This is a genomic window from Flavobacterium sp. SM15, assembly GCF_022012335.1.
In the GTDB taxonomy this organism is placed as follows: Bacteria; Bacteroidota; Bacteroidia; order Flavobacteriales; family Flavobacteriaceae; genus Flavobacterium.
Window position 1 is genome coordinate 22,155 of the sequence record NZ_JAKLTO010000003.1, and the last position, 25,808, is coordinate 47,962.

Annotated in this window: 21 protein-coding genes; 9 read left to right on the forward strand and 12 right to left on the reverse strand. The window is 36.3% G+C overall.

Going from position 1 to position 25,808, the window contains the following annotated elements; genetic code table 11:
• Positions 1-13 precede the first annotated feature (13 nt).
• Complete coding sequence (locus LZZ90_RS05710) at positions 14-3,028, reverse strand: tetratricopeptide repeat protein (protein ID WP_237789731.1); 3,015 nt, start codon at positions 3,026-3,028, stop codon at positions 14-16.
• 194 nt (positions 3,029-3,222) lie between these two features.
• Here LZZ90_RS05710 and LZZ90_RS05715 point away from each other — a divergent pair, with 194 nt between their 5' ends.
• Entirely contained in the window at positions 3,223-3,906 is a 684-nt protein-coding gene (locus tag LZZ90_RS05715; protein WP_237789732.1) for a cell division ATP-binding protein FtsE, read from the forward strand.
• Here LZZ90_RS05715 and LZZ90_RS05720 read toward each other — a convergent pair whose 3' ends face one another.
• Both LZZ90_RS05720 and LZZ90_RS05725 read right to left on the reverse strand, forming a co-directional pair.
• A complete protein-coding gene (locus tag LZZ90_RS05720) occupies positions 3,907-4,725 on the reverse strand; it encodes a 2OG-Fe(II) oxygenase (protein ID WP_237789733.1) in 819 nt (272 codons plus the stop codon).
• Positions 4,722-5,846, reverse strand: coding sequence for a hypothetical protein (locus tag LZZ90_RS05725; RefSeq protein ID WP_237789734.1), 1,125 nt, complete (start codon positions 5,844-5,846; stop codon positions 4,722-4,724). Before LZZ90_RS05725 ends, LZZ90_RS05720 begins: the two co-directional genes overlap by 4 nt.
• Before the next feature lie 70 nt (positions 5,847-5,916).
• Between LZZ90_RS05725 and LZZ90_RS05730 the strand changes: the two genes are divergently transcribed.
• Positions 5,917-6,768, forward strand: a complete 852-nt coding sequence (locus LZZ90_RS05730; protein ID WP_237789735.1) for a hypothetical protein — start codon at positions 5,917-5,919, stop codon at positions 6,766-6,768.
• Here LZZ90_RS05730 and LZZ90_RS05735 read toward each other — a convergent pair.
• Genes LZZ90_RS05735 through LZZ90_RS05745 form a run of 3 tightly spaced genes read right to left on the reverse strand, consistent with a single transcriptional unit; the run spans position 6,765 to position 9,358 of the window.
• On the reverse strand, positions 6,765-7,853 hold the full coding sequence (locus LZZ90_RS05735) for a glycosyltransferase (RefSeq protein WP_237789736.1): 1,089 nt from the start codon (positions 7,851-7,853) through the stop codon (positions 6,765-6,767). The genes LZZ90_RS05730 and LZZ90_RS05735 overlap by 4 nt on opposite strands.
• Positions 7,853-8,254, reverse strand: coding sequence for an FdtA/QdtA family cupin domain-containing protein (locus LZZ90_RS05740; protein ID WP_237789737.1), 402 nt, complete (start codon positions 8,252-8,254; stop codon positions 7,853-7,855). The genes LZZ90_RS05735 and LZZ90_RS05740 overlap by 1 nt, the downstream gene beginning before the upstream one ends.
• Before the next feature lie 3 nt (positions 8,255-8,257).
• The gene (locus tag LZZ90_RS05745) at positions 8,258-9,358 is read right to left on the reverse strand and encodes a glycosyltransferase (RefSeq protein ID WP_237789738.1); all 1,101 of its coding nucleotides are present in this window, start codon (positions 9,356-9,358) and stop codon (positions 8,258-8,260) included.
• Positions 9,359-9,406: 48 nt separating this feature from the next.
• On the opposite strand from LZZ90_RS05745, the gene LZZ90_RS05750 reads away from it, so the two are divergent.
• The gene (locus tag LZZ90_RS05750) at positions 9,407-10,294 is read left to right on the forward strand and encodes a glycosyltransferase (protein WP_237789739.1); all 888 of its coding nucleotides are present in this window, start codon (positions 9,407-9,409) and stop codon (positions 10,292-10,294) included.
• Positions 10,295-10,312: 18 nt separating this feature from the next.
• Here LZZ90_RS05750 and LZZ90_RS05755 read toward each other — a convergent pair whose 3' ends face one another.
• The 5 genes from LZZ90_RS05755 to LZZ90_RS05775 form a co-directional block, all read right to left on the reverse strand.
• On the reverse strand, positions 10,313-12,076 hold the full coding sequence (locus LZZ90_RS05755) for a S8 family peptidase (protein WP_237789740.1): 1,764 nt from the start codon (positions 12,074-12,076) through the stop codon (positions 10,313-10,315).
• A 1-nt stretch (position 12,077) separates the two neighbouring features.
• The gene (locus LZZ90_RS05760) at positions 12,078-12,929 is read right to left on the reverse strand and encodes a hypothetical protein (protein WP_237789741.1); all 852 of its coding nucleotides are present in this window, start codon (positions 12,927-12,929) and stop codon (positions 12,078-12,080) included.
• An 82-nt stretch (positions 12,930-13,011) separates the two neighbouring features.
• Positions 13,012-14,283, reverse strand: coding sequence for an O-antigen translocase (locus tag LZZ90_RS05765; protein WP_237789742.1), 1,272 nt, complete (start codon positions 14,281-14,283; stop codon positions 13,012-13,014).
• A gap of 1 nt (position 14,284) precedes the next feature.
• On the reverse strand, positions 14,285-15,364 hold the full coding sequence (locus tag LZZ90_RS05770; RefSeq protein ID WP_237789743.1) for a DegT/DnrJ/EryC1/StrS aminotransferase family protein: 1,080 nt from the start codon (positions 15,362-15,364) through the stop codon (positions 14,285-14,287).
• Between the two features lies 1 nt (position 15,365).
• Entirely contained in the window at positions 15,366-16,331 is a 966-nt protein-coding gene (locus LZZ90_RS05775; RefSeq protein WP_237789744.1) for a GNAT family N-acetyltransferase, read from the reverse strand.
• 114 nt (positions 16,332-16,445) lie between these two features.
• Here LZZ90_RS05775 and LZZ90_RS05780 point away from each other — a divergent pair, with 114 nt between their 5' ends.
• Positions 16,446-18,248 carry a gliding motility-associated C-terminal domain-containing protein gene (locus LZZ90_RS05780; protein ID WP_237789745.1) on the forward strand — a complete coding sequence of 601 codons (1,803 nt, stop codon included), beginning with the start codon at positions 16,446-16,448 and terminating at the stop codon, positions 18,246-18,248.
• A 1-nt stretch (position 18,249) separates the two neighbouring features.
• Here LZZ90_RS05780 and LZZ90_RS05785 read toward each other — a convergent pair whose 3' ends face one another.
• Positions 18,250-18,852, reverse strand: a complete 603-nt coding sequence (locus LZZ90_RS05785; RefSeq protein ID WP_237789746.1) for a trimeric intracellular cation channel family protein — start codon at positions 18,850-18,852, stop codon at positions 18,250-18,252.
• 106 nt (positions 18,853-18,958) lie between these two features.
• Here LZZ90_RS05785 and LZZ90_RS05790 point away from each other — a divergent pair, with 106 nt between their 5' ends.
• From LZZ90_RS05790 to LZZ90_RS05810, 5 genes are all read left to right on the forward strand, one after another.
• On the forward strand, positions 18,959-19,747 hold the full coding sequence (locus LZZ90_RS05790) for an RNA methyltransferase (protein ID WP_237789747.1): 789 nt from the start codon (positions 18,959-18,961) through the stop codon (positions 19,745-19,747).
• A 253-nt stretch (positions 19,748-20,000) separates the two neighbouring features.
• A complete protein-coding gene (locus tag LZZ90_RS05795) occupies positions 20,001-21,545 on the forward strand; it encodes a serine hydrolase (RefSeq protein ID WP_237789748.1) in 1,545 nt (514 codons plus the stop codon).
• Between the two features lie 101 nt (positions 21,546-21,646).
• Positions 21,647-23,866, forward strand: a complete 2,220-nt coding sequence (locus tag LZZ90_RS05800; RefSeq protein ID WP_237789749.1) for a bifunctional (p)ppGpp synthetase/guanosine-3',5'-bis(diphosphate) 3'-pyrophosphohydrolase — start codon at positions 21,647-21,649, stop codon at positions 23,864-23,866.
• An 87-nt stretch (positions 23,867-23,953) separates the two neighbouring features.
• On the forward strand, positions 23,954-24,394 hold the full coding sequence (locus LZZ90_RS05805; RefSeq protein ID WP_237789750.1) for a Fur family transcriptional regulator: 441 nt from the start codon (positions 23,954-23,956) through the stop codon (positions 24,392-24,394).
• A 58-nt stretch (positions 24,395-24,452) separates the two neighbouring features.
• Positions 24,453-25,724: an adenylosuccinate synthase gene (locus LZZ90_RS05810; protein WP_237789751.1), complete on the forward strand. Its 1,272-nt coding sequence runs from the start codon at positions 24,453-24,455 to the stop codon at positions 25,722-25,724.
• The last annotated feature ends 84 nt before the right edge of the window (positions 25,725-25,808 follow it).

Below are 25,808 nucleotides of genomic sequence, written 5' to 3' on the forward strand. Positions count from 1 at the left end.
TTGTGGCTTATAGTTAGTTTGTTATGGATGAATTACGTTTGGCTTCTTCCCCTTTAATAAAATCGAGTTCGGTTTGCGCTTCAGTTACCACATCTTCGTATTGGGCAAAATTCTTGATTACACTTTCCAGAATGTAGGTTGCCTGGAAGCTGTCTTTTAATCCATAGAAGTTTTTAGCCATTACGATTAATCCTTTGGCACCAAAGTACTTGTAACCGGAATAATCTTTTGCTAATTTCTGAACCACTGTGTTCGATGGCTCAAATTTCCCTTCTTTATTTTTGAAATACGCATCATAATACAAAGCTTCTGCTGCTAATTCTCCTTTTGCTATTTTCTGAAGTTTTGCATAGGCTTCTTTAGCTTTTACCTCATCGTTGGTTTTGATAGCGGAACGCGCTACGATAATTTGCGCATCACTTTTGACTTTGTCGTCCGTTTTCGAATTTGCTAATACTTTATCGGCGTAAATTACCGCATTCGGATAATCTTTGCCCTCGTAGTAGCATTTCATCAGATTGGATTGTGCAAAAGTCACGTTTTGAGGGAAATCGGCTTCGGTTTCCAAGCGTTTCAACACCGGAATGGCTTTGTCGTATGTTTTGTTTTTCAGATGAATCTCACTCAAACGCGCTAAGGATTGCTCCGTATATTCATTTCTAGATTTACTGATTACATATTCATAATTTGGAATAGCATTGTTAGCTAAACCATCGGCAAAATAAAGTTGTGCCAAATAAAAATTTGCTTTCAGGGCATGCAACCCGTTCGGGAAGTTTGCTAAATAACCACTAAACCCTGAAATCGCTTGTTTGGCGTTGTTCTGCAAATATTGTTTTTCGGCTGCGTTGTAAGTATCGTTATCCAAATCAGCATTGGAAACTTCTACGAAATCAAGTGTTTTTACCCAAGCTGCATATTCATCCACTTTATTGTTATCCATATAGATTAAACGCGCGGTGGCAACAGCCTCGGTAGCTTCTTCAGTTCTTGGAAACTTAGAAACCACTTCCTTGAATTTGGTAAGTGCCTGCTGATCGTTATCGTTGTTGTAATACACCAACCCTTGACGCAAAATCGCCTTGGAAACATAGGAACTCGTTTTGTAATCATTTTTCAAACGGTCGTAAGTTTCAACTGCTTTGTTTACATTGTTTTGAGTAACATAAGTGTTTCCTAATTCGTATAAAGCATCGTCGGCGTATTGCGATTTTGCATGGAGTTTCATGAACGAATTCAGATCTTCAATTTTCTTGTCGTTCTTCCCAACAAAACCATACGAAATCGCTTTTTGGAAATGTGCGTAATCAGCATCAACACTACGCAATTCGATAGCTTTATTGTAAGCTTCCATCGCTGGATAATATTTTGTTGACACGAAATAGCTGTCGGCCATACGTAAATAAGCATCCGTTAAACGTACATTATCTCCTTTTGCAGTACTCACATAATCCTGAAAGTGTTTTGCAGCGTTTTCATATTCCTTTAATTTGAAATAGGTGTAAGCGATATTATAATCAGCGTTTTTGGCTTCGGGAACATTTTTAGCTTCCGAAGAACCCGTGAATTGCTTGAAACTGATCAAAGCTTCATTAAACTGATCCAGATTGTACTCGGTTTCTCCTTTCCAGAAAGTTGCGCGCGCGGTAAACTTGGCGTCTCTTGGCTCTGCAATCGATTTTTTGAATAGCGCTAAAGCTTCCTGATAATTTCCGTCGGTGTACAATTCCAAACCTCTGTAAAACGCTACTTTCTGATAGGCCTGACGATTTTGAGGATTTTTGTTTTTCTCCAAAAGCGACAACGCTTCCTTGTAGTTTTTAGACGTAATGTACGAATTAATCAACAAATTCTCGATTTCCTGTTTATAAGGCGTATTCGGATATTTAGTCATGTAGCCCATCAACACTTCCGGTACACTTTGGTAAGGATTTCCGATTTCGTAGCTCAATTTGGCGTAATTCAGATAGGCATCTTCCTGAATTTTCGCATCAAAAGCCATTTCCGAAGCATTTTTGAAAGCATTCAAAGCTTCCTGTTTTTTGTTCAGCTTCAGATAACTTTCCCCTAAATGATAATAGGCGTTTTGAGCAACACTATCTTGCCCACCAACAATTTTATTGAATTCACCGATGGCACTTTCATAATTTCCTGCTTTGTAATAAGCATAACCCAATTGGTAGAAATCGGTATTGTTCCATTTTCCTTTTTTACCACGGTATTCTTTCAAATACGGAAGCGCTTTATCGTATTGCTTTAAGTTGAAATAGCTTTCCCCAATAATTTTATTAAGCTCTGATTTCTCTTCTGCATTAGATTTAGATAATTGAGGAACTCCTAAATCGATGGCTTTCTGGAAATTTCCTAATTTGAAATTCATGTCTGCCTGAAAATAGGACATTTTTTCTTTGTATTTGTCCTGATCCTGAACCTGATCGAAATATTGTGTGGCTTCTTTGTAATTATCGGTTTCGTAAGCCATATAGCCCAAATAGTATTTTGCCTGTGACCCGAATTCCTTGGAATTGGCTACTTTATTGAAATACTTTTCAGCTTCTTTTTTATTCTTTGCGGAAAAATAACAATACCCTTTCTGGAAATTGAATTTCTCGCGCTCTTCGTTGGTCATGGCACCTTCATCCACACGATCAAAATACTTTAAAGCTTGCGGATAATTGCTTTGCTCAAAATAATAATGCGCCACTTCAATAAACGCTTGATTTTGTTTAGACGAAGTTGGGTATTTCTCCACAAAATCTTCCATCATGGCATCGGCTCCGGATTGCTCTAAACGAATCGCGCAATTGGCACTGTAATAAGCACAATCCGATTTTACTTCATCGTTTAAATTGGAACTTTTCACCTTATCAAACAGAATTTGAGCCGCTTGATACTGTCGGTCTTTATAAAGAGACACAGCTTTATCAAAATCGGTCAGCTCATGCGTATAGATGTTAGATTGTTGCGCAGAGAGATTTATAGCGCTCAAAACGAGAGATGTACAAAGAAACCTATTCAGTTTTCGCATAATTTTGGCTTTTAAACATTCAAATATATCAAATTCCCGTGGTTAATAACGTGGGGCTTTCGGGGTTTATTATATATGTTTTCAACAAATTTCGAACCAAAACTGGTGGGAAAATAATTATTTCTGAAAATGTATATGATTTTTTGATTAAGTTCGTTCTACTTCTTACTTTTACCAAAATTAATCTTCATACTATGTCACAAACAATTCTTTCTCTTAAAAATGTAACAATATTTCAAGATGGAAACGCTGTTTTATCAAACATCAACCTTGATGTAAAACACGGGGAATTTCTTTATGTAATCGGGAAAACCGGTTCGGGAAAGAGTAGTTTTATGAAAACATTGTATGCCGATTTGGATTTAGCCAGTGGAGAAGGCACAATTGTAGATTACAATTTAAACACCTTGAAAGAAAGTGACATCCCTTATTTGAGAAGAAAATTAGGCGTTGTTTTCCAAGATTTTAAACTACTTCCGGACCGTAACGTGCATGACAACCTAGAATTCGTTTTACGAGCTACAGGATGGTCTGAAAAAGAGGAAATTCAAGTTAAAATTGAAGAAGTTCTGGACAAAGTGGGTATGAAATCAATGACTGGTAAAATGCCGCACCAGCTTTCCGGAGGAGAACAACAGCGTGTAGCTATTGCCCGAGCCTTATTAAATGATCCTGAATTGATTTTAGCCGATGAGCCAACCGGAAACCTTGACCCACAAACCAGTGTGGAAGTAATGGAGGTTTTAAAGCAAATCAATCAAAACGGAAAAACCATCATCATGGCAACGCACGATTATGCTTTACTGATGAAATTCCCATCGAAAACTTTAAAGTGTGAAAACGGACAACTCTTCGAAGTAGTACAGCGTACGGTTTAATTACTTATCCTTTTTATAAACATGAGGGTTTTCTTTGATGCCCTTTTTAAACACTTTTCGGATATTCATTCGAAGCCAGGTGTCGCATTGCAGCACTAAATCTGTTAGTTTGTTTTCTGGCCTGCCGCGAAAAGAAGTTACATGAAAATTTGCCGATTCCAGCAGTGACTTTTCCGAAAAATAGTAATTGGAAACACAACAGCGCTCCCCTTGATAAACTACGGGAGAAACAGAGTGCAATGAATAATTGTGTGTGGCCATTACCGCCAGTCTGTTGAACTTACTGTGAATGGTAATTTGTTTATGATTCAAACCTTCTGGCCACAATTCGAGATTACCTCCGTAGCTTTCTTCCCAGTTTGGAGTTACATAATACAACAAATTTAGTACACGCCACAGGTTTCGGTCTTTATCATGAGAATTGTCCAGATGCGGGTTTAAAAACTGTTTGTGCGCCATTAGTGAAAGCCCTCCAGCATACAAATTATCATCAGGTAAGGTTTGTTCAATACCACAAATTTCGCCTACCAATTTCACTATTCTTTTATCCTGAAAAGCATAGATAACTTCCTCAAGTAACGGATTATAGTGATTCATTTGAGCTGCTACATATTTATTCTCACGAATGCTTTTTTTCAGAACCATTTCCTGAGGTTTTGGAAAAACACTGTAAATTTCCATTGCAAGTGATTCAGGAAGCAAATCGTCTAAAAAGAAATAACCGATTCCTTCTTTGCTCAGGTTAAATTGGTTTTGAAGAACCTCTTTATTCTGCTCTAATTTTTCTAAAATCAATTGTGCTATCGCTTCTCTTTTCATTGCATTTGGGAAATCAAGGATTCAATTTTTTTTGCGTTATGAATATCACTCATATAGCTTTCCAATACCGCTTTTCTTTTAAGATAATCTGAAAAAGACTGCTCAGACAACTGCTGAATCTGATTAATTAACTCTTCTTCTGTTTTTACCAAGACACATAAATCAGAAACCGTTTCATCATCAATAATATTTTCATTGATAATACAAAACCTAGTATTGAACAACGAATTTATGGATTTTAATTTAGTGCCCGATTTCTGAAACGACCAACTTATACTGATGTGCGATTTCTGAAGCAGTTCTTTTAAATGCTCAAAATCTTTAAGCAATACAAATTCTATATTTTGAAAAGTTCCGATTAATCGTTTAACAAATTCCTCATTGGAACCCGAAGCAATAACAAGCTTTCGATTGGGTAATTTTTTAAAAACCTCAACCAGAAACTCTACACATTTTTTATTGTCTGAGGTATTCAAATCACCGTGATAAATGGAATATTCACCAAAACCTTCCAAGGGCAAAACCGTATCATTTCCATGAAAAACAGGCACATAAGCAGTGTTTACATGATATTTCTCGGTCATGGAATTTTCAAATTTTGAAAGCGTGATAATTTCATCAACCGAAGAAAAAACCTCTTTGTAGTTTCGGTACTTATAAGCTTCCATTTTAAAGAGAATCTTTTTTAAAACCGATTGCTCGCTTTTAGAAATTCCATCAAAATAATCTTCTTCTATGTTTTGAAGCCTTAGTATTTTTTTGTGGTCTTTAAGACGTGAATCATTAATCAAACACGTTGTTTTCAGCCCTTCAAAAAGAATCGGCGCCTTGATTTTGGCTAAATTCTCAGCCAGTTTACTGTCACTTCTCGAGATAACCGAGAAAGGCAATTTACTGAAAAAATAAAACGGGAATTCCTTGATCGGATAAAAATAAACCTGAGCGCTTATCGCTTTAAGTTCTTCATACGACTGGGGAATTTCTTTTGCAAAACAATGCAAATGAATAGTATAACCAATATCGTGCAAAGCTTTTACTTTGTAAAAAACATCTATTACACCACCATAATTTGGGGGATACGGATTATCAAAACTAACAATGTTTAACGTAGTATCTTTCATTTGAATCCAAAAATACTATTTTTACATTTAAGATTTATAATTAACTGCAATCATCTAAAGCATTATTCCAATGATAAAACAGTTTTTAAAGAAGTATTTATACGTATTCTGGATCAAGGATAAATTCTCGCCCGCCGTGCAAATCGGTCAGGTTCAGTTGTTTCAATTTTATCAAGACAAAATAAAGTCCGGGGAAAAAATCGATTTTAACACCACAGGTTTTAAAGTTTTTTCACAATTTGAAGAAGACGGAAAACTTCTTTACATTTTTTCAATCATCGGAATGGGCAACAAACAGTTTGTAGATATCGGCTCTGATGACGGAATAAACAGCAATTGCGCTAATTTTGCAATAAATTTTGGCTGGAACGGACTTTTTATCGATGCCGATAAGACCGCATTGTCCATCGGTGAAAAATTTTACGCTAAATATCCAAACCCCTGGACGCTAAAACCTAAATTTAAACAAGCTGTAATCACTACACAAAACATCAACCAGATTATTCTTGAGGAAAACTTCAAAGGGAAAATCGAATTACTTTCCATCGACATTGACAGCAATGATTACTGGATCTGGAAAGTATTAAAAACCATTGAACCTAAAGTAGTTATTATTGAAAGTCAGGTTGCATTTGGAAACAGAAGTTTGGTTGTTCCTTACCAGCATACCAGCTCTAAAAATCCAAATCAGGATTTGTATTATGGCGCGTCAACTTCGGCACTTGTAAAATTAGGAAAAGAAAAAGGATACCGATTGGTAGGCTCGAATTCATACGGGAACAATCTTTTCTTCGTTAAAAACGGTATTGCCGAAAAAGAATTACCGGAAATTGATGCAGAAACTACCTTAAACAATCCTTACGTAGTCCAAAAGAGTAAACTTTTTGAAAAAATAAAACATTTGCCTTTCTTAGAAGTTTAGCCTAACCTTACTTTCAGATTAAACGCAGTCATCATTTCTTCCAAAGAAAATTGTGATGCTCTTGCAATTGCCTGATGTTGAAGTTTTTCTCTACTGTCAAAATTTTTCAGCAATAAATTCAATTTTGAGATGTACTCTTCTTGATTATTATTTTCAATCAAGAGGCCGTTTTCATTATTTTTAACTATTTCCCGTGGGCCAATGGGACAATTATAGGCGATAACAACCAAACCAAAAGCCATTGCCTCGAGCAGTACCAATGGAAAGCCTTCATAATGAGACGTTAACATATAAACAGAGGCTTCCGAGTAAAACTCATCAATATTTTGCTGTGGCGGAACAATTTCTACATTAGTCAACTTCCTTTCAGCTATCAATTGTTTGACATCAAAAAAACCGGTTTCAGTTGTAATAAGCTGTAACTTCCAATCTTGATTTTGCTGACTTACATTTTGCCAGATATCGAGCATTCGGTCAAGTCCTTTTTCGTAAGCATTTCGGGCTACGGCCAAAACCGTTTTACCATGCAATGAAGCAATTTTTCCGGTTTTATTCTCAACAAAATTTGGCACAATTACATAATTCTTCCTAACCTTCCATTCATTAACACTCGCCTTTGACAAGGCTAAAAACAAGTCGTAACGTTTTACAGCTGCTTTTTTAAAGATTTTATACAGAGGAGCACCAATTCGGTCAAATAAAACTGTAGTGCTTTGTTCCTGAACATCCAAAGCACTGTGGCATTCAAATACGGTTTTGGCCGATGTTTTTAGAAAATACGGAAGTAAAAATGCCTTCAGCCCGTTATCAAAGACCAAAATAATATCCGGTTGAATGGAATTAACCAAGGCCTGAACCTGTTTTATGTAGGAACTAAAAAAAATTAGATTTTTTTTTCCGAGTTCGATATTGTGAAAAATTATGGAAGCATCCACATCGAAAAACGGCTTTTTACCGGCTTCGTTTTGGGAAATAAAATGCACCTTGTCACCCCAAACTCTTGCGCAATAATCAGCTCGAGTCAGACAAATTTTAGGCACGCCTCCAAAATTGGAAATCGTTGGAGCAATGAAGAGCAATTTCATTATTTGGACGCTAAAAATTCTTGATAATCACGAATATAATCCGATTCAGAAAAAATATCTTCAGCTAAAACCAAACAAACCGCTCCTGAGGAAAAATTTTGCAATTCCCTCCAAATTCCAGTAGGTATATGCAATCCGGCATTCGGTTTATTCAGTAAAATTGTTTTTGAAGATTGCCCATCGTTCAAAACTATTTCGAAACTCCCGCTTAAAGGAATGATTAACTGTTGTTGTCTAATATGGGAATGACCACCTCGATAAGCTGTACTCGGCACATCGAAAAGATAATAAACCCTTTTAAAATTAAAAGGCAAAAAACCTTCCTGAACAAACGCTAAATTCCCTCTAACATCATTTATTACGGGAAGTTCTATCATTTTGCAATCTTGAACTGTAGTCATTCTTTATTTGATATTCATTAAATCAAGCCATTGCCTTCCAATGCTTTCCAAAGAAAATTTTCGAATGGAACCCAAGGCATTTTGCTTGCAATTTACATATAATTTTTCATCGGTTACCATTAAATCCATGGCTTCTGTGAGCTTTTCCTTGTTTTGATTTTCCACCAAAAGCCCGTTTACTTTATCTGCTATGATTTCTCTTGGACCAGAATCACAATCGAATGCTACCACTGGCGTCCCACAAGCTAATGATTCCAGTAAAACCATTGGCAAACCTTCATTAGCACTGCTCAAAACTGTAAACTTCGCGTTTTTAAGGTATTTGAAAGGATTAGATTCATAACCTATAAGATTTACAAAATCTGTGAGCTGCAATTCTTTAACCTGTTGCAATAATTTCGGTTTTAGATCTCCATCGCCAATAATTATCAGATGAATATTCTTGTTTGGTAAAACCGATTTAGAATAACAATCAATCAATACATCAAACTGTTTTATTCGAGTTTCAAATTGACCTACTGCCACAATGTATTGATTATCAATAGTGATTTCTTCCGATGCTTTTTGCTGAATTTCCTCAATGGGAATCGGGTTATAAATCGTGAGTACATTTTTAAGTTTATGCTTTTGCTCAATAAGCTCTTTAATTTGATTGGTAATGGCAACGTTAGCCAAAGAAGAACCGTACATTAAACGGGTAAACCACGAATTATTCGGCATATAATGATCAATTAGAAAACTATGTACCGTAAATATTGTTTTGGTTTTGTAAACCCAACGCGCCAGCAAAAGTTCTTGAATTGGTTTAACTCTAAAACGAAAATCAATAATATAATCAAATTGGTTGTGATCAAGATAGTCTTTAATCGCCTTTAACCGTTTCCATTTATTCAGAAAACCGTTAGACTGATCCTTTAGCAGACCTAAATTCAGGAGTTTTCCGACATAAGGAAATGTTACCTCATCAATGACAATAATATTATGAACTTCAAATCCTTGGGCATCAAAAAACAACGACAGGTTTGCCATTACCCTATCGCCGCCGCCGCCGCTTAAACGGTAACCAATTAATGCTATTTTAGGTCGTTTCCCTTGGATTGTCATTCGGTTTGATTATTTTCGTATCAAATATAAAACTCTCAACCGAAAAACATGCAAAAATCGCCAATGGTTACCGTAATTTGTTTGTGTTACAACCATGCGGAGTTTGTTGTTGAGACTTTAAATTCAGTTCTAAATCAATCCTATCCAAATGTAGAACTAATTATTGCTGATGATTGCAGTACGGATAATTCGGTCGAGGTAATCGAAAATTGGCTGCTAAACCACCCGGAAATTCTTTTTATAAAAAACGAAAAAAATTTAGGCAACACTAAAACCTTCAACAAAGCTTTCCGTCATTCCAAAGGTGATTATTTAATTGATTTGGCTGCGGATGATTTATTGCTTTCGGAATGTATCAGTAAACAAGTTAACGCTTTTGAAGTTTCCGATTTGGATAATTTGGGTATTGTTTATGGAAATGTTGCAAATATTTTGGAAGACAACAGTTTCGACTCTTATTACTTTCCTGTTGATGAAACAAAAAAAGTGACTGGAAAAATTGCTCGGGGCGATATTTATCTTGAAGTTCTTACCGGAGAAGCACTATGTTCGGTTTCTTCCATGGTAAAACGATCGGTTTTTGAAAAACTTGGAGGTTATGATGAAAATCTGGCTTATGAAGATCTAGATTTCTGGATTCGCACTTCACGAACTTATAATTTCGAATTCATTGATGACATTCTGGTTCAAAAACGTATTGTAAAAACATCGTTAACTCATGATTTTCACAGAAAAAACAGTAAACGTTCCCGGATTGTGAACTATTCGACCTATTTGATAATCAAAAAAGCGTATCAGCTTAATAAAACTAAGGAAGAAGATTTAGCATTGGGAAAAAGGGTGAATTATGAATTACTTTTAGCCTTAAAAAACAATGATTTTCTTTTACTCTCAAAATATATACTCCTTAAAATAAAGAAGATAGCCTTAAATTAATTAAGGCTATCTTTAAAATTATTTTTTAATAAATTTTATTGTTTCATTTACAGCATTCCCATTAATTTTAACGATATAAACACCGCTAGAAATATTTGGCAACATTACTTCTAAAGTTTGCTCATTGCTTTCTGAAGTATAAACTACCTTACCAAAAATATCAACAATTTTTATTGACAATTTTCCTTTATTTTCTCCAAAATTCAACATAAAGTTTCCATTATTTGGATTTGGATATAAATTGCAGGTGTTTTTAGATGCTTTTCCTTCCTCACTAATATTTTGCATTCTTGATGAATTAGAAACTGGAGTATTGCATGCAGTATTTGAGGTATTAATTTTCAAATCCATAGTTGCTTTATAATCACCACTAATCACATCAATACTATTTCTTGCACTAAAATCTAATACAGCACTGTTAGTGAGTATATTATTACTCATTTTAATTTTATAGGGATTCGTCTTTAATATAAATTTCCATCTGTCAATTATCCTATTATCGATTTCAACAGTTCCTAAAGCATCTGCCATATCTCTAGCCATATCTACCGCTTTATAAGCTTCTAATCTACCCGCTCCTATTTTACCCTGATATAAAATATTTTGAGGAAGCAAATCATTTTTAACTGCTGTAAGCTTTAGGATAGATTCAACTTCATCAGGAAACAAACATGGATTTACAGAAAACATCAGTCCAATTGTACCGGTAACCATGGGAGCAGATATCGATGTTCCTCCATCATATGCATAAACCGTAGCATTAGACATGGAAACTCCAAGAACACCTCTACCAGGTGCCGAAAGATCTACATTTGTATTATAAGTTGCATAAAATGGCGGATTTGTGCGTAAAAAAACGTCTTTCCATAAATTTTCATCAACTCCTGAAGTACCAATATCATAATGATGACCAACATTGGTAACAGAAATAACATTATTGTAAGATGCCGGAAAATGATCATATTGCGGACCTGAAGGGCAAGACCAGGATCCATTCCCAGCTGCCGCAACTAAAACCACTCCAAAATCCTCCCAAATAGATTTTAATAATTCATCCTCATATGTTATGGGGTTTGTTTGACATCCACCCCAACTCATATTAATCACCCTTACTCCACTTGTTACCAAAGGCATCAAACCTGAATATCCTAAAGCAGAAGATCTAACGCTGCAGTTATATCCTATAGATGCCATACCTATCCCGTTATTAGATTGTGCCGCACAAATACTACTTACCAATGTTCCATGACTTGACGAAGTGCCGGAAATTGCACTTGCATCAACGGAAAAAGTTTTTCCAACTAAATCTTGTTGAGAAGTATTAACATTTGTATCATTTACACCTAATAGAATTTTTGAGTTTCCCGTAGTAATATCCCAAGCCTGTTGTGCATTAATAAAACTTAGTTCTGGTTGTGCACCGCTCAATCCAAAATCATTGGGCATGAAAAGAGGTGTTATTTCTGGCACCTTCACTATCCCTTTATAATAATTTGAATATTCGGAATTTAATACAGTAACAAAATCCTCACTACATTCTAAAATATAAGTCCGTTTAAGAAGTTCTCTAATAGCTCCTGGAAAAGCCAGCTCAAATTTCACTACCTCATTTTTTTTAAATAAGTTAGTCAAATCATCATTTTCAAAAACTATTCCACCTCCTTTGGATTCAGGAATCGGAATCCCTTGCTTATTAATTATTTCAACATAGAATTTTGCATTATTCTGAGCATAATTCAAATTGAAACATAATAATCCAATAATAAATAAAATGTATTTCATATTACTTACCTTGTAAAGTTTCGATTTTCTTATTTAACTCAATAATGTAAAGCGTCAATTCCTCAACTTTTTGAAGTAATAATTTGTTCATTTCACCTAATTCAATTCCGTTTTTCTCAACTTCTGATGCAGATGGAATATCTTTTAAATGCCCTTTTTCTTTAATATGTTTTTCAACCTCTTGCAGGGTAGGTAATTTATAATTGTCTTCGAAAACAAAATCTGCCCAAGTAGTATAAACTTTAACTCTATGTGCTCTTACTGCTCCATTTACAGCCAATCTATACACATCACTTCCATCCACAAAGCTGGTTGTCCCAATCCCTAAATACGAATCTGTTTTAGGCATCGTAAAAGTTACTTTATTATTACCATCCTCAAAAATTCTCACTAAATCTTCCTGACTCTTATTCATGATCATCATATCTGTTGTTCCTCCAGTATTAGCCACAAATCGGAATCTTCCAAAATCATTTCTGTCTTCTATAGCAAAATAAACCTGAGACTGGGGATTATAATTGGATTGAGGGAAATCAAAAAATTTCAAGCTTCTCCATTTCGGATTACCATTTAAAAGTCTTCCAGCGTTTAAAACAATTGATTTTTCATTTCTCTCATCAGTGGAGCTAAAAGTTTGCCCATCGGGAGTACCGTCAACAAATAATGAAGATACTTTAGCTCTCCCATTAACCTCAAGTTTTTCTGAAGGAGCATTAGTCCCAATCCCAACATTTGTATTTGTTGTTGGACTGTTTGGTAACACGCTGGCACTTCCTCCTGTAGAGGTATTAATCTGGGCATTAATTGTAAAACCAGTCCCTAACAACAAAATTGCAAGAAAATTCTTTTTCATTTTTTATTTTTTTTAAGTTAATACTTACGAAAGTATTGAAATAAAATAATTAAAAAAAAGAAAAATATTACAAAAAATAAATTTAATGTTGTTTTTTAAAAAATAAAAACAGTACTCCTAAATAAACAAAGTACTCAATGGTATGTGCTATCACAACTCCTTCCACACCAAATACCTTTATCAAATAAAAAGAAGAAAAATACAGTGTGCTAAGTGATAATATTTCAGTGAAAATGTAAGTTTTAGTCATCTTTTTGGCTAATAGCTGATAACCAAAAATCAAAGAAGCAGCTTTAAAAGTATCGCCCAACAATTGCCAGAAAAACAACTCACTTACCGGCTCGAAGTCTTTAGTAAAAAGAATTTGGATTATGAGATTCCGCAAAAAAAACATCACAATCATTACAAGAAAAAAAACAGGCATAATGTTTTTAAAATAACTTAAAAAAACACCTTTAGTTTCCCTATCATTTTCAGACAAAGCTAACTTTGGAAGAAAATAAACCGATAACAATGTGGTAACAAACATCATGTAATAAGAAGAAATTCTGGAAACCGCTTCCCAGTATCCGGCCTGATCTGCCCCCAAAGATTCAATCACGTTATTTCTTATGGCTAAAAAAACAATAGGTCCCAATATCCCTGAAGCCAATGCCATTAATGTATACGAAGACAATCCTTTTATGATGGAAAAATCAAATTGTCCAAAAGAAACATACCGTAAAAACTGTATTTCAGAGTTGATATAATAATATGACATCAGAAACAATAACGACGGAGTAATAATCACCGATAGCAAAGCCCCTAAAGTATGCAGCTTCCAGATTAAAACAACCGATACAACCAAACCGATACTATTTCCAAAAATTGAAACGTAGATTACTTTTGAAAACTTACTCAACCCGTTTATAATTGCTACAAAAATCAAGTTGGCTACATACCAAGGCAAACCAACCGCTAATGCCTTAAAAACTATTCCATACGGATTTGCTGCTCCAAAGATTTCGTTATTCCAATAACTGGAAAAAAAGAATAAAGCCAAACTGATGGCAATGGACAATAACATTAAGGCGATAAAAACCGTTGAAATAATTTTTTTTAAACCTTGCTTATCTTTTTCATTTTCGGCGACATACTTTACAATCCCATTTTGAAAACCCAACATTGAAAAAGTCTCAATGGTAGAAATAAAATTACGAAGGTTCCCCACCAATGCCATACCGCTTGGACCAACAAAAACAGCGATTACTTTCGAGGTGATTAATCCGATGAAAATCTTAAGAATTACGCTCAAACTATTCAATGAACTAATTCTGAAAAGCGGCTTATTGACTATGTTTCGAATAAATTCCAAATCAATATTCGTTTAAAGCCTGAATTACAAAACTTACCTCATCCTGCGTTAAAACAGAACTCATGGGCAAACTCAAAATTTCTTCATGGATTTTTTCGGTTATCGGAAATGATAAATGATGAAAATCTTTCATACTTACCTGTTTATGAGGTGCTACCGGGTAATGAATCAAGGTTTGGATTCCTCTTTCGGAAAGATAGTCTTGTAACTCCTCTCTATTTTTGGTTCGAATTACAAAAAGGTGAAAAACATGATTATCGGAACCGTCGTAATAAGGCAAAACAATTTTATCATTCTTAATTTCAGACAAATAACGATTGGCAACTGCTCTTCGTTTGTCGTTTTCTTGCTGAACATCAGGTAATTTCACTCTTAAAAAGGCGGCTTGCAGTTCATCCAAGCGAGAATTATAACCAATATAATCGTTATAATATTTCTTTTGAGAACCATAATTCGAAAGTGATTTTATGGTTTTAGCAAGCTGTTCATCATTAGTCAACACGGCTCCTCCATCGCCTAAAGCACCAAGGTTTTTTCCCGGATAAAAGCTAAAAGTACGCGCATGACTTCCTTTAAAAGGTAAACCGTGGCCTTGAGCCGCATCTTCCACCATGAGCAGGTTATGCTTGTAACCAATTTCAATTAGCGCGTCCATATCGGCTAACTGACCGTACAAATGCACAATCAGCATTCCTTTGGTTTTGCTGGTGATTTTCTCTTCTATTTGCTTCGGATCGATGTTATAAGTCGCTAAATTAGGTTCAACCAAAACCGGAACCAAATCTGCATGAAGAATTGCCAGAATCGATGCAATGTAAGTATTGGCCGGAACAATGATTTCGTCGCCTTTTTGAAGGTAACCCAATTCAATATACGCTTTGAAAGCCAATATGATAGCATCGAGCCCATTCCCAACCCCAACACAATATTTTGAACCGCTGAAAGCAGCAAATTCTTCTTCAAAAGCTTTTACCTCATCGCCTAAAATGTACCAGCCTTTCTCCAAAAACTGATTTAATTTTTGCTGAAAAGCGGCTTCGTAAGGCTTGTTGATCAATTTAACGTCTAAAAATTTTACCATGCTAAATATCTAATGCTGTGTAGGCTGCGGTTTGAAATTTTATGAAATTTTGTACGGAGGTTCTTGCACCGAAACTTTCCTTCCAGTATGCGAGGCCTTCGTTTAGTTTTCGCCCGTCATTTTCTGAAGAACTTCCAAAACTAACGTATTTTTTATCGGAATATTTTCTGATGATAAAATCAAACAATACATCCAATGCAGCGGTATCGTTTCTGTCCTCGCTTCCGGAACTGTATTGAAAATGTGCCACGGTATCGGTTAAAAACATCACGACTCCAGCTTTTAAATTTCCATCCTGATACGCATTGAACAAGACTATTTTTTCAGGAAAAAGCACGGCCAGTTTTTTAATTTCCTCCAGAGAATGAACCGGTTGCACTCCAAAACGGTTTACAAGGTTCGGGGTCAAAATCTGATTCCAGAAATCGTCGTAATTCTTATCTTGTTTGATTTCTATATTGAGATTTTCCGCTAATGTTAAAGCTCTTTTTCTGTTTCGGTTAGGTTTGTATTTTTCGCTATTGTCAATAACCAGATACACATCGGAACGAACCACATCGGCTCCTGCTAAAAATGCAACATAATCGATTTCCTCGGAAATAGTTTTGTGATAGATTTTCGGAAGCATTTTAAGGGAAAACTGATTTAGCTGATGATCGCTCATGAACTTCAGAATCGCTTTAAAAACAAGTGTATATTCTTTAATACGAATATCTTTTTTCACCAAAACACCACCGTAACTCAAGCCTTGATGGGAAAAAATTTCATTTTCTTTTTTATTGGCAGCCAGACAGGCAATCAGTTTTTCAGATTCAAAAACCAGAAGGGAAAAATCTTCAAAACGATCGGAGTGGTACTCCATAAAATCACGATGAAAAAGAAATGTCGCGTTTTTGGACTGAGCAATAAATTCATTCCAAAGCGCATAATCCGATTTTTGATATTTTCGTACGGTATAGTTTTTCACAGGCCTTTATAAACTTCGGAAAAGTAGTAAATTTTCTCCAAAAAAACTCAGTAAATTGAAACCGCTAGCCTATTTATTATCAAATAATTACTATTTTTAGCCAAAAGAATCCGTGTGAAGACAAAATTACTTTGCCTTTTTTCTCTTATACTATTACTTTTTTCTGAAAATAGCTTTTCTCAGAATGTTTCACTTTACGATCAATTTTTCGGGAGGTATGACTTTACACTCATCGGGAACACGCTTAACCCGGATCAGAATAATCTGGAATATCCAACCTTTATGTACACCCAGTCTTCTGCACAACTGCAATTAAACCCGGGAGATGTTATGGAAAAAGCCTACCTGTATTGGGCTGGCTCAGGAACAGGCGATTTTAACGTCAAACTAAACAATGTGGATATTACGGCACAAAGAACCTTTTCCACTACCGGAACTGCAAATAATTTTAGTTTTTTCAGTGCATTTTACGACATAACCGATCAGGTAAGAACCACCGGAAACGGAACTTATACTTTATCCGATTTAGACTTAAACGCCTTGGTGGATTTGTACAACGACAATGCCACTAATTTTGGGGGATGGGCAATACTGGTAGTCTATAAAAACAATTCTTTACCACTTAATGTAGTAAATATTTACGATGGTTTAGAACGCATATCACCGATATTTCCAACAATTTCCACTCTGGAAATCACGCTTAACAACCTAAATGTAATTGACAACATTGGTTCAAAAATTGGATTTATTGCTTGGGAAGGCGATCAGAATATTGCTCAAAACGAATCGCTATACATCAACAACACTGTTATTGATTCACCTCCTTTAAACCCTTGGTATAATGCGTTTAACGGAACCAGTACTGTTTCAAACAGTAATACGCTTTACAATATGGATTTGGATATTTACAATGTTCAGAATAACATCAACATTGGGGATACACTTGTAAAGATAAAACTTACTTCGGCACAGGATTATGTGATGATTGGCACCATCATTACCAAATTAAACAACATGCTTCCGGATGCGACAGTCAGCATTGACAATGTCCAACTCGAATGTAATTCACGCCAGATTCCCATAAATTACACGGTTTACAATCTCATTAGTACAAACCAAATGGCAGCGGGAACCAAAGTGCATATATACGCTGATAATGTTTTGGTAGGAACCAATCAGACTTCAAGGATTTTACAGGTTGGGGATAGTGAGAGTTTTTCGCAAACCATAACAATTCCTAATTCGGTTCCTTTGAATTTCACTTTAAAAATCGTGGTAGACGAGCCTCATTTGGTAAATGAATTATTAGAGAACAACAATATCGACACCCAATCAATTGAACTTTTGGTATCGCCTGATTTCAATCCTTTAGCTGCTTTGGAATCCTGTAACTTAGGAATCACTTCCGGTCGATTTGATTTTTCTTCCTATGAAGCAGCTGTAAAAACCGATGTAAACCATGTGGTTTCTTTTCATGAAAGTTTGAATGATGCCGAGCAAGGTTTCAACCCGATAATCAATCCTTCCTATTATTTCACACCGGTAACGCCAAAAGAGATCTTTGTTCGTATTTACAATGGCAATTGTTACAGTGTTACTTCTTTTATGCTATTGACTAAAAACTGTCCGCCAACTATTTACAATGCCGTTTCTGCCGATAACGATGGGATGAACGACACCTTCTTCATTGATGGTTTACACAATATCTTTGTAAATTTCAAATTGGAAGTTTACAACCGATGGGGGAAACTGATTTGGACCGGAAACAACACCACTCCGGATTGGGACGGTCACATTCGGGATGGAATTGGCAGCAACAAAGCACCGGACGGAACGTATTATTACATTTTATACCTTAATGATCCGGATTACCCAGATCCTTTAACCGGTTATTTATTTTTGAACAGTAAAGGGTAAATCAATTGCGTTCCATTGGCGGAAGCGACCATTTAAAAATAACCGCCATCAAACGAATGGAAATAATAAGCACTGAGGTGGCGAGATAAAGCACATCTTCATGGATATTGAGCTTCTTAAGTAAGAAGAAAAACACTCCGCCAATAATACAAATTGTGGCATAAATCTCTTTTCTGAAAATTACAGGAATTTCATTGCACAAAATATCACGGATAACTCCTCCAAAACAGGCAGTCATGGTTCCTAATGCAATACAGATTGGTGGTTCTAAACCTTTTTCTAAACCCTTTTCAAGTCCTATCAGTGTAAAAACTCCTAAACCGATGGTGTCAAACAAAAACATTGATGTTCGAAAGCGATCGAGTTTTTTTCTGAAAATCACAGCTAAAAAATAACCTGCCAAAATCACGTAAACGTAATTGAGGTTCTGCATCCAACCTACTGGGGTTCTACCAATTAGGATATCGCGCAATGTTCCGCCACCTACAGAAGTCACAAAGGCAATAATAAGTACACCAAACGGATCCAGTTTTTTGTTCATGGCCGTTAGGGCGCCGGAAACGGCAAAAGCCATCGTTCCTAAAATATCAAGAATATCAAACATTTCAAGTTGTATCAGATTACAAAATTATACCAAATAAGATGTAGAACTCAACAATTTGGCAAGAAAACTTACTAAATTTGCTCTTTTACAACTCAGTAAACTCAAAATGAAACAAATATCTTCGGCACAAAATCCATTTATAAAATCGTTGGTACAATTACAGGAAAAGGCAAAAGCCCGTAAACAGAGTGGTACTTTTCTAATTGAAGGACAGCGCGAAATCATGTTAGCTCAAAAAGGCGGATATGAACTACAAACCATTCTTTTCTTACCCGAATTAGTTTCTGAAGCTGAAATTAGACAGCTTACAAGACAAAAAGTTGAAATGATCGAAATCTCAAAAGAAGTTTATCAGAAGCTGGCGTATCGCGATACAACTGAAGGAATTCTTGCCGTTGCCAAAACAAAATCACTTGATTTATCGGACTTACAATTATCCGAAAACCCATTGATTTTAGTTGCAGAAGCTACCGAAAAACCGGGAAATATAGGCGCAATTTTAAGAACTGCCGATGCTGCGAATTTAGATGCGGTTATTATTGCCAACCCAAAAAGCGACCTGTATAACCCAAATGTTGTGCGCTCGAGCGTTGGATGTTTGTTTACCAGACAAATCGCAACAGGTTCTACTGAGGAAGTTATAGCCTTTCTCAAAGAAAAGAACATTTCAATCTATTGTGCTACTTTACAAGACTCAACTTATTATCACACACAAAATTATACAACGCCTTCTGCTTTGGTCGTTGGGACAGAAGCTACCGGGCTAACCGAAGCTTGGCGCAATGCCAGCACTAAAAACATCATCATCCCAATGCAGGGAGAAATCGACTCGATGAATGTTTCGGTTGCGGCTGCTATTTTAATTTTTGAAGCAAAAAGACAACGCGGGTTTTAAAAGTTTAGAAATCCTAAATTAAAACAAAAACGCTCTTTAGATTTTTTTAAAATGATCAACTTGTGATTATTTTTTTTCAAATATAAAACTGATCACGTTTTTGTAATCTTTTTTCTCAAAAATAATTTTTGATTACAAAATTGTGATCAAATTATTTAAAAACAGAATTTTGATTACATACTTATTAAAACAAAAAATTCTGAGCACAGGAAACGATTAATTCTATCTTTGCTTAATCATCAAAACCACAATCATGAATTATAAATTTACATTCCTGTTCCTTCTTATCGGATTAAGTTTATCCGCTCAAATGTCTGAAACCCAAATTGACGCACTGGTAAATAAAACCATGACCTCTTTTAATGTTCCGGGAATAGCCGTTGCAGTAGTGAAAGACGGAAAGGTAATTCATTCCAAAGGGTACGGGGTAAAATCCATTATTACTAAACAAAAAGTTGATGAAAATACTTTATTCGGAATTGCTTCCAACAGTAAAGCATTCACCGCTGCATCGTTAGCTATTTTAATCGATGAAGGAAAACTGGACTGGGACGACAAAGTAACCAAATACATCCCCGAATTCAAGATGTACAACGATTACGTTACTAATGAATTCACCATTCGTGATTTACTAACCCACCGAAGCGGTTTAGGTCTTGGTGCCGGTGACTTAATGATTTGGCCGGACGGACACGATTTCACTCCGAAAGACATCATCAACAACATTCAATATTTAAAACCGGTTTCCGGCTTCAGAACCAAATACGATTACGATAATTTATTGTATGTAATTGCCGGAGAAGTTATTGAACGCGTCAGCAAGCAATCATGGGCAGAATTCATAGAAACCCGCATTATGAAACCTTTGGAAATGAACAACAGCGTGGGTACTTGGTCACGATTGAAAGACACAACCAACACCATTGTTCCGCACGTTCCAATTGACGGAAAACTAAAGGTAATTACGCGTTACAAAAGCCGAATTATGGATGCTGCCGGTGGAATTTATTCCAGTGTAAATGATTTGAGCAAATGGATGATTCTACAAATGAACAAAGGTAAATATGGCAACAACCAGCAACTTTTCAGCGCTAAACAACATGCCGAAATGTGGAGTCCGCAAACCATTTTACCGAATCGAACTACCGCTCCATACAATACACTTTTTAGAGCTTATGGCTTAGGATGGCAATTACAGGATGTGAAAGGAAAACTTCAGGTTTCCCACACCGGCGGATTGGAGGGAATTGTTACCCAAACCATCATGATTCCGGAATTGCAACTTGGAATCGTGGTCTTGACCAATCAGCAATCGGGAGCAGCCTTCAATGCCATTTCCAATACAATAAAAGATAGTTATTTTGGTATTTCTGGTGAAGATTGGGTAGCCAAACTGAGCAAACAATCCCAATCCAACGAAACAGAAGCTAATAAAGTAACCGATGAAGTTTGGCAGGCCGTTACCAAAAACAAACTGGACAAAAACCTTAAAATCGATTATTCAAAAGTAATCGGAACTTTTAAAGACAATTGGCTGGGAGAAATTACCATTACCGAGAAAAAGAAAAAGCTTATTTTTACCTCTAAACGTTCTCCAAAGCTAACCGGCGAAGTTTCTTTTTACAAAGACAACACTTATGTGGTTCGATGGTTTAACCGTTATTTTGATGCCGATGCTTATCTTTACATCACCTTCGATAATTTAGGATTTGCCACAAATATCAAGATGAAACCGATCTCTCCGTTAACGGATTTTAGTTACGATTTTCAGGATCTGGATTTCAACAGGATAAAATAACACGAAGCGCTCTGAGAAAGGGCGCTTTTTTTCTATAAAAAACTTAATCTGTTTGCAAAGCTCAATTCTTTACCTTATTTTTAGATACTGATTGAATTACTATGATAGAGATTGATTTAGAAGCTGAAAACAAAGCCATTGCAAAAGAATACAAGGAATTACTGCGCATCAGTTACCAAACCCTTTCTGAAGACGACAAAAAACTAATTCGAAAAGCGTTTGACGTTGCTGTTGATGCTCATAAAGATCAACGCCGAAAATCCGGTGAAGCCTATATTTTCCACCCGATTGCCGTTGCGAAAATTGTTGCCTCCGAAATTGGTTTGGGCGCTACTTCCATCGCCGCTGCTTTAATGCATGATGTGGTGGAAGATACCGACATTACAGTGGAAGACATCGAAAAGATGTTCAACCCGAAAATCGCCCGAATTGTAGATGGCCTAACCAAAATGGCCAAAGTAAAGACCGATCAGGAAATCTCGATGCAGGCGGAAAACTTCCGCAAAATGCTCTTGACTTTAAACGATGATGTTCGGGTAATTCTTATCAAAATAGCCGATCGCTTGCACAACATGCAAACCATGGAAAGCATGGTCGATTATAAGCAAGCAAAAATTGCTTCGGAAACCTTATACATTTATGCTCCTTTAGCACATCGTTTGGGATTGTACAACATTAAAACCCAACTTGAAGACTTAGGACTAAAATACACTGAACCCACTGTTTACAACGATATTGTAAGCAAAATGAAGGAAAGTAAGGAAGAGCAACAGGCTTATATAAAATCCATTGCCGATGTTCTTAAACAATCCTTAGACGAAGAAGGCATAGAATACACAATGAAAGGACGTCCTAAATCGGTGTATTCCATCCGCAGAAAAATGCTGGCGCAAGGAGTTACTTTTGACGAAGTGTACGACAAATTCGCTTTGCGCATCATCTATAAGTCTGAAAATCATCATGATGAAAAATTCCTTGCCTGGAAAATTTATTCCATTGTAACCGATCATTACCGCCCTTCCCCTAGCCGATTGCGCGATTGGATTTCATCCCCCAAATCAACTGGTTATGAGGCTTTGCACATCACCGTTATGGGACCAAAAGGACGTTGGGTAGAAATACAGGTGCGAAGTGAACGAATGGACGAAATTGCCGAAAAAGGGTACGCAGCCCATTACAAATACAAACAAGGAGCAAGTGAAGAAAACAGTCTTGACGTTTGGTTGAATCAGTTAAAAGAAGCTTTAGAAAATTCTGAAACCAATGCTGTGGATTTCGTGGAAGACTTTAAACTCAACCTTTATGCAAAAGAAATTTACGTTTTTACCCCTAAAGGAGAAATCAAATCCTTGCCAAAAGGAGCTACTACACTTGATTTTGCTTTCAGTATTCACTCCGAAATTGGCGTAAAAACAAGAGGAACAAGGGTTAACGGAAAATTAGTCCCTTTAAATCATGTTTTAAACAGTGGGGATCAGGTTGAGATTATTACTTCTGCCAATCAAAAGCCAACCGCGCACTGGCTCGAATATGTTACCACTGCACGAGCGAAAAATAAAATCAAAAACGTACTTAATGAAAGTACAAAAAAAATTGCCGAAGACGGAAAAGAAATCCTTACCCGAAAACTGCGTCATTTAAAAGTTACCCTTAACGAGCAAACGGTAAACGAACTGGTAAACTTCTTTAAGCTGCAAACCAGTCTGGATTTATTTTACAGAGCCGGACTCGGAACCATAGACAACCAGCAGTTAAAAGATTTTGCCGCTCAAAAAAGCAATACACTTGTCAATTTCTTTAAGAAAACCATCAAACGTTCTCCAAACGCTTCGGAACATATCCATAGGGACGAAATCAGCAAAAACTACGATTTATTGGTTTTTGGAGCCGAACAGGATCGATTGGAATACAAACTCTCCAGCTGCTGTAATCCAATTCCGGGCGATGAAGTATTTGGTTTTGTAACGATTAACGAAGGAATCAAAGTGCATCGTAAAGACTGCCCTAACGCAATAAGCATGCAGTCTAATTTTGCGTACCGCATCATTCAGGCAAAATGGATTGATTCCTCACAGGAAGAATTTAAGGCAACTTTAAAAATTACCGGAATGGACACTTTAGGATTAACCAACGAGCTTACCAAAGTGATTTCCAACCAGATGAACGTTAACATACAAAGCATTTCCCTTAGTGGAGAAGCCGGCTTGTTCAACGGTCAGGTTACGGTTATCGTTCCTAACAATGTCATCCTTAAAAAATTGATGGACAACATTAAAAAGATTGACGGCGTAGACAAAGTTTCAAGGGTTAACAACAACTAAAAAACCTTTCAACAAAGTAAAACGATTAAAACTTTTACCACTTAAAAAATAAGCTTATCTTTGCGGGTCTTTGATAGAAAAATCCCAATGGAAAACAGTAGTAACCAAGAAGTTGTAAAAAACGTCTTCACTAAATATCTTGAAGAAAAAGGACATCGTAAAACTCCAGAGCGCTACGCTATCCTTCAGGAAATTTACGAAAGTCAGGAACATTTTGACATCGAATCGTTGTACATCAAAATGAAAAACAAGAACTATCGTGTAAGCCGTGCCACCCTTTACAACACCATCGAACTGTTGTTGGAATGCGGACTGGTACGTCGTCATCAGTTTGGTCAAAATCAGGCACATTATGAGAAATCGTACTTCGACAAACAACATGATCACATTATCATGACTGACTCTGGCGAAGTTATTGAGTTTTGTGACCCGCGTATTCAGACCATCAAACAAACTATCGAAGAAATTTTCGGTATTGAGATTCACAACCATTCGTTGTATTTCTACGGAACCAAAAAACAGGAGTAAATTCGGTATCAATAAGCCCGAGAATAATAAACAACAACTAAATATAACACACAACACAATGACGGTAGATTTACTGCTAGGCCTACAATGGGGAGATGAAGGAAAAGGAAAAATCGTAGACGTTCTAACTTCCAAATACGACATTATTGCTCGTTTTCAAGGCGGACCAAACGCCGGACACACTTTGGAATTTGACGGAATCAAACACGTTTTAAGAACCATTCCATCGGGTATCTTCCACAAAAATTCAATCAATATTATCGGAAACGGAGTTGTAATTGACCCGGTAGTTTTCCAAAAAGAATTGGAAGGCTTGGAGAAATTCAACATGGATTTAAAATCTAAATTACTGATTTCCAGAAAAGCACACTTAATTTTACCAACCCACCGTTTATTAGACGCTGCTTCGGAAGCTTCAAAAGGAAAAGCTAAAATTGGCTCTACTTTGAAAGGAATCGGCCCAACTTATATGGATAAAACCGGAAGAAACGGAATACGTGTAGGTGATATTGAATTAGCAGATTTCAAAGAACGTTACAGAAACCTTGCAGATAAACACGAAGCCATGATTGCGTTCTACGATGTAGACATGCAGTACAACCTTAAAGAATTGGAAGATGAGTTTTTCGCTTCGGTTGAAGTTTTAAAAACATTACAATTCATTGACAGTGAAGAATACCTAAACAACGCTATGAAAGAAGGAAAATCCATCCTTGCTGAAGGCGCTCAAGGTTCTTTATTAGATATCGACTTCGGTACTTACCCGTTTGTAACTTCCTCAAACACTACAGCTGCAGGAGCTTGTACCGGTTTAGGAGTTGCCCCAAACAAAGTAAAAGAGGTTTTCGGAATCTTCAAAGCTTATACAACCCGTGTTGGTAGTGGCCCCTTCCCTACTGAATTATTTGATCAAGTTGGTGAAACCATTGCTAAAGTTGGTAACGAATTCGGTTCGGTAACCGGTCGTGCGCGTCGTTGTGGCTGGTTGGATTTAGTAGCTTTAAAATATGCCGTACAGGTTAATGGTGTAACTGAATTGTACATGATGAAAGGCGACGTACTTTCTGGTTTCGATACTTTAAAAGTGTGTACTGGTTACAAATACAATGGTGAAGTAATCAACCACTTACCGTACAATATCGAAGAGAAAAACGTAACTCCGGTTTATGTTGAGAAAAAAGGCTGGAAAGCGGATTTAACAGGAATGACCAAGTACGAAGAACTTCCTTCAGAATTGAAAGAATATGTAGAATTTATTGAACGTGAAGTAGGTGTGCCGATTCGAGTAATCTCAGTTGGGCCAGACCGAACACAAACAATTGTAAAATAATTTTCAAAACGCTTTCTTCGGAAGGCGTTTTTCTTTTGAAAACAAGTCAATTATAAATAATTCTTAATACAAATTGGCTTTCGC

Coding starts and splice junctions, on each gene's coding strand:
- LZZ90_RS05710 (WP_237789731.1), bottom strand. CDS start 3,028: ATGCGAAAACTGAATAGGTTTCTTTGTACATCTCTCGTTTTGAGCGCT.
- LZZ90_RS05715 (WP_237789732.1), top strand. CDS start 3,223: ATGTCACAAACAATTCTTTCTCTTAAAAATGTAACAATATTTCAAGAT.
- LZZ90_RS05720 (WP_237789733.1), bottom strand. CDS start 4,725: ATGAAAAGAGAAGCGATAGCACAATTGATTTTAGAAAAATTAGAGCAG.
- LZZ90_RS05725 (WP_237789734.1), bottom strand. CDS start 5,846: ATGAAAGATACTACGTTAAACATTGTTAGTTTTGATAATCCGTATCCC.
- LZZ90_RS05730 (WP_237789735.1), top strand. CDS start 5,917: ATGATAAAACAGTTTTTAAAGAAGTATTTATACGTATTCTGGATCAAG.
- LZZ90_RS05735 (WP_237789736.1), bottom strand. CDS start 7,853: ATGAAATTGCTCTTCATTGCTCCAACGATTTCCAATTTTGGAGGCGTG.
- LZZ90_RS05740 (WP_237789737.1), bottom strand. CDS start 8,254: ATGACTACAGTTCAAGATTGCAAAATGATAGAACTTCCCGTAATAAAT.
- LZZ90_RS05745 (WP_237789738.1), bottom strand. CDS start 9,358: ATGACAATCCAAGGGAAACGACCTAAAATAGCATTAATTGGTTACCGT.
- LZZ90_RS05750 (WP_237789739.1), top strand. CDS start 9,407: ATGCAAAAATCGCCAATGGTTACCGTAATTTGTTTGTGTTACAACCAT.
- LZZ90_RS05755 (WP_237789740.1), bottom strand. CDS start 12,076: ATGAAATACATTTTATTTATTATTGGATTATTATGTTTCAATTTGAAT.
- LZZ90_RS05760 (WP_237789741.1), bottom strand. CDS start 12,929: ATGAAAAAGAATTTTCTTGCAATTTTGTTGTTAGGGACTGGTTTTACA.
- LZZ90_RS05770 (WP_237789743.1), bottom strand. CDS start 15,364: ATGGTAAAATTTTTAGACGTTAAATTGATCAACAAGCCTTACGAAGCC.
- LZZ90_RS05785 (WP_237789746.1), bottom strand. CDS start 18,852: ATGTTTGATATTCTTGATATTTTAGGAACGATGGCTTTTGCCGTTTCC.
- LZZ90_RS05790 (WP_237789747.1), top strand. CDS start 18,959: ATGAAACAAATATCTTCGGCACAAAATCCATTTATAAAATCGTTGGTA.
- LZZ90_RS05795 (WP_237789748.1), top strand. CDS start 20,001: ATGAATTATAAATTTACATTCCTGTTCCTTCTTATCGGATTAAGTTTA.
- LZZ90_RS05800 (WP_237789749.1), top strand. CDS start 21,647: ATGATAGAGATTGATTTAGAAGCTGAAAACAAAGCCATTGCAAAAGAA.
- LZZ90_RS05805 (WP_237789750.1), top strand. CDS start 23,954: ATGGAAAACAGTAGTAACCAAGAAGTTGTAAAAAACGTCTTCACTAAA.
- LZZ90_RS05810 (WP_237789751.1), top strand. CDS start 24,453: ATGACGGTAGATTTACTGCTAGGCCTACAATGGGGAGATGAAGGAAAA.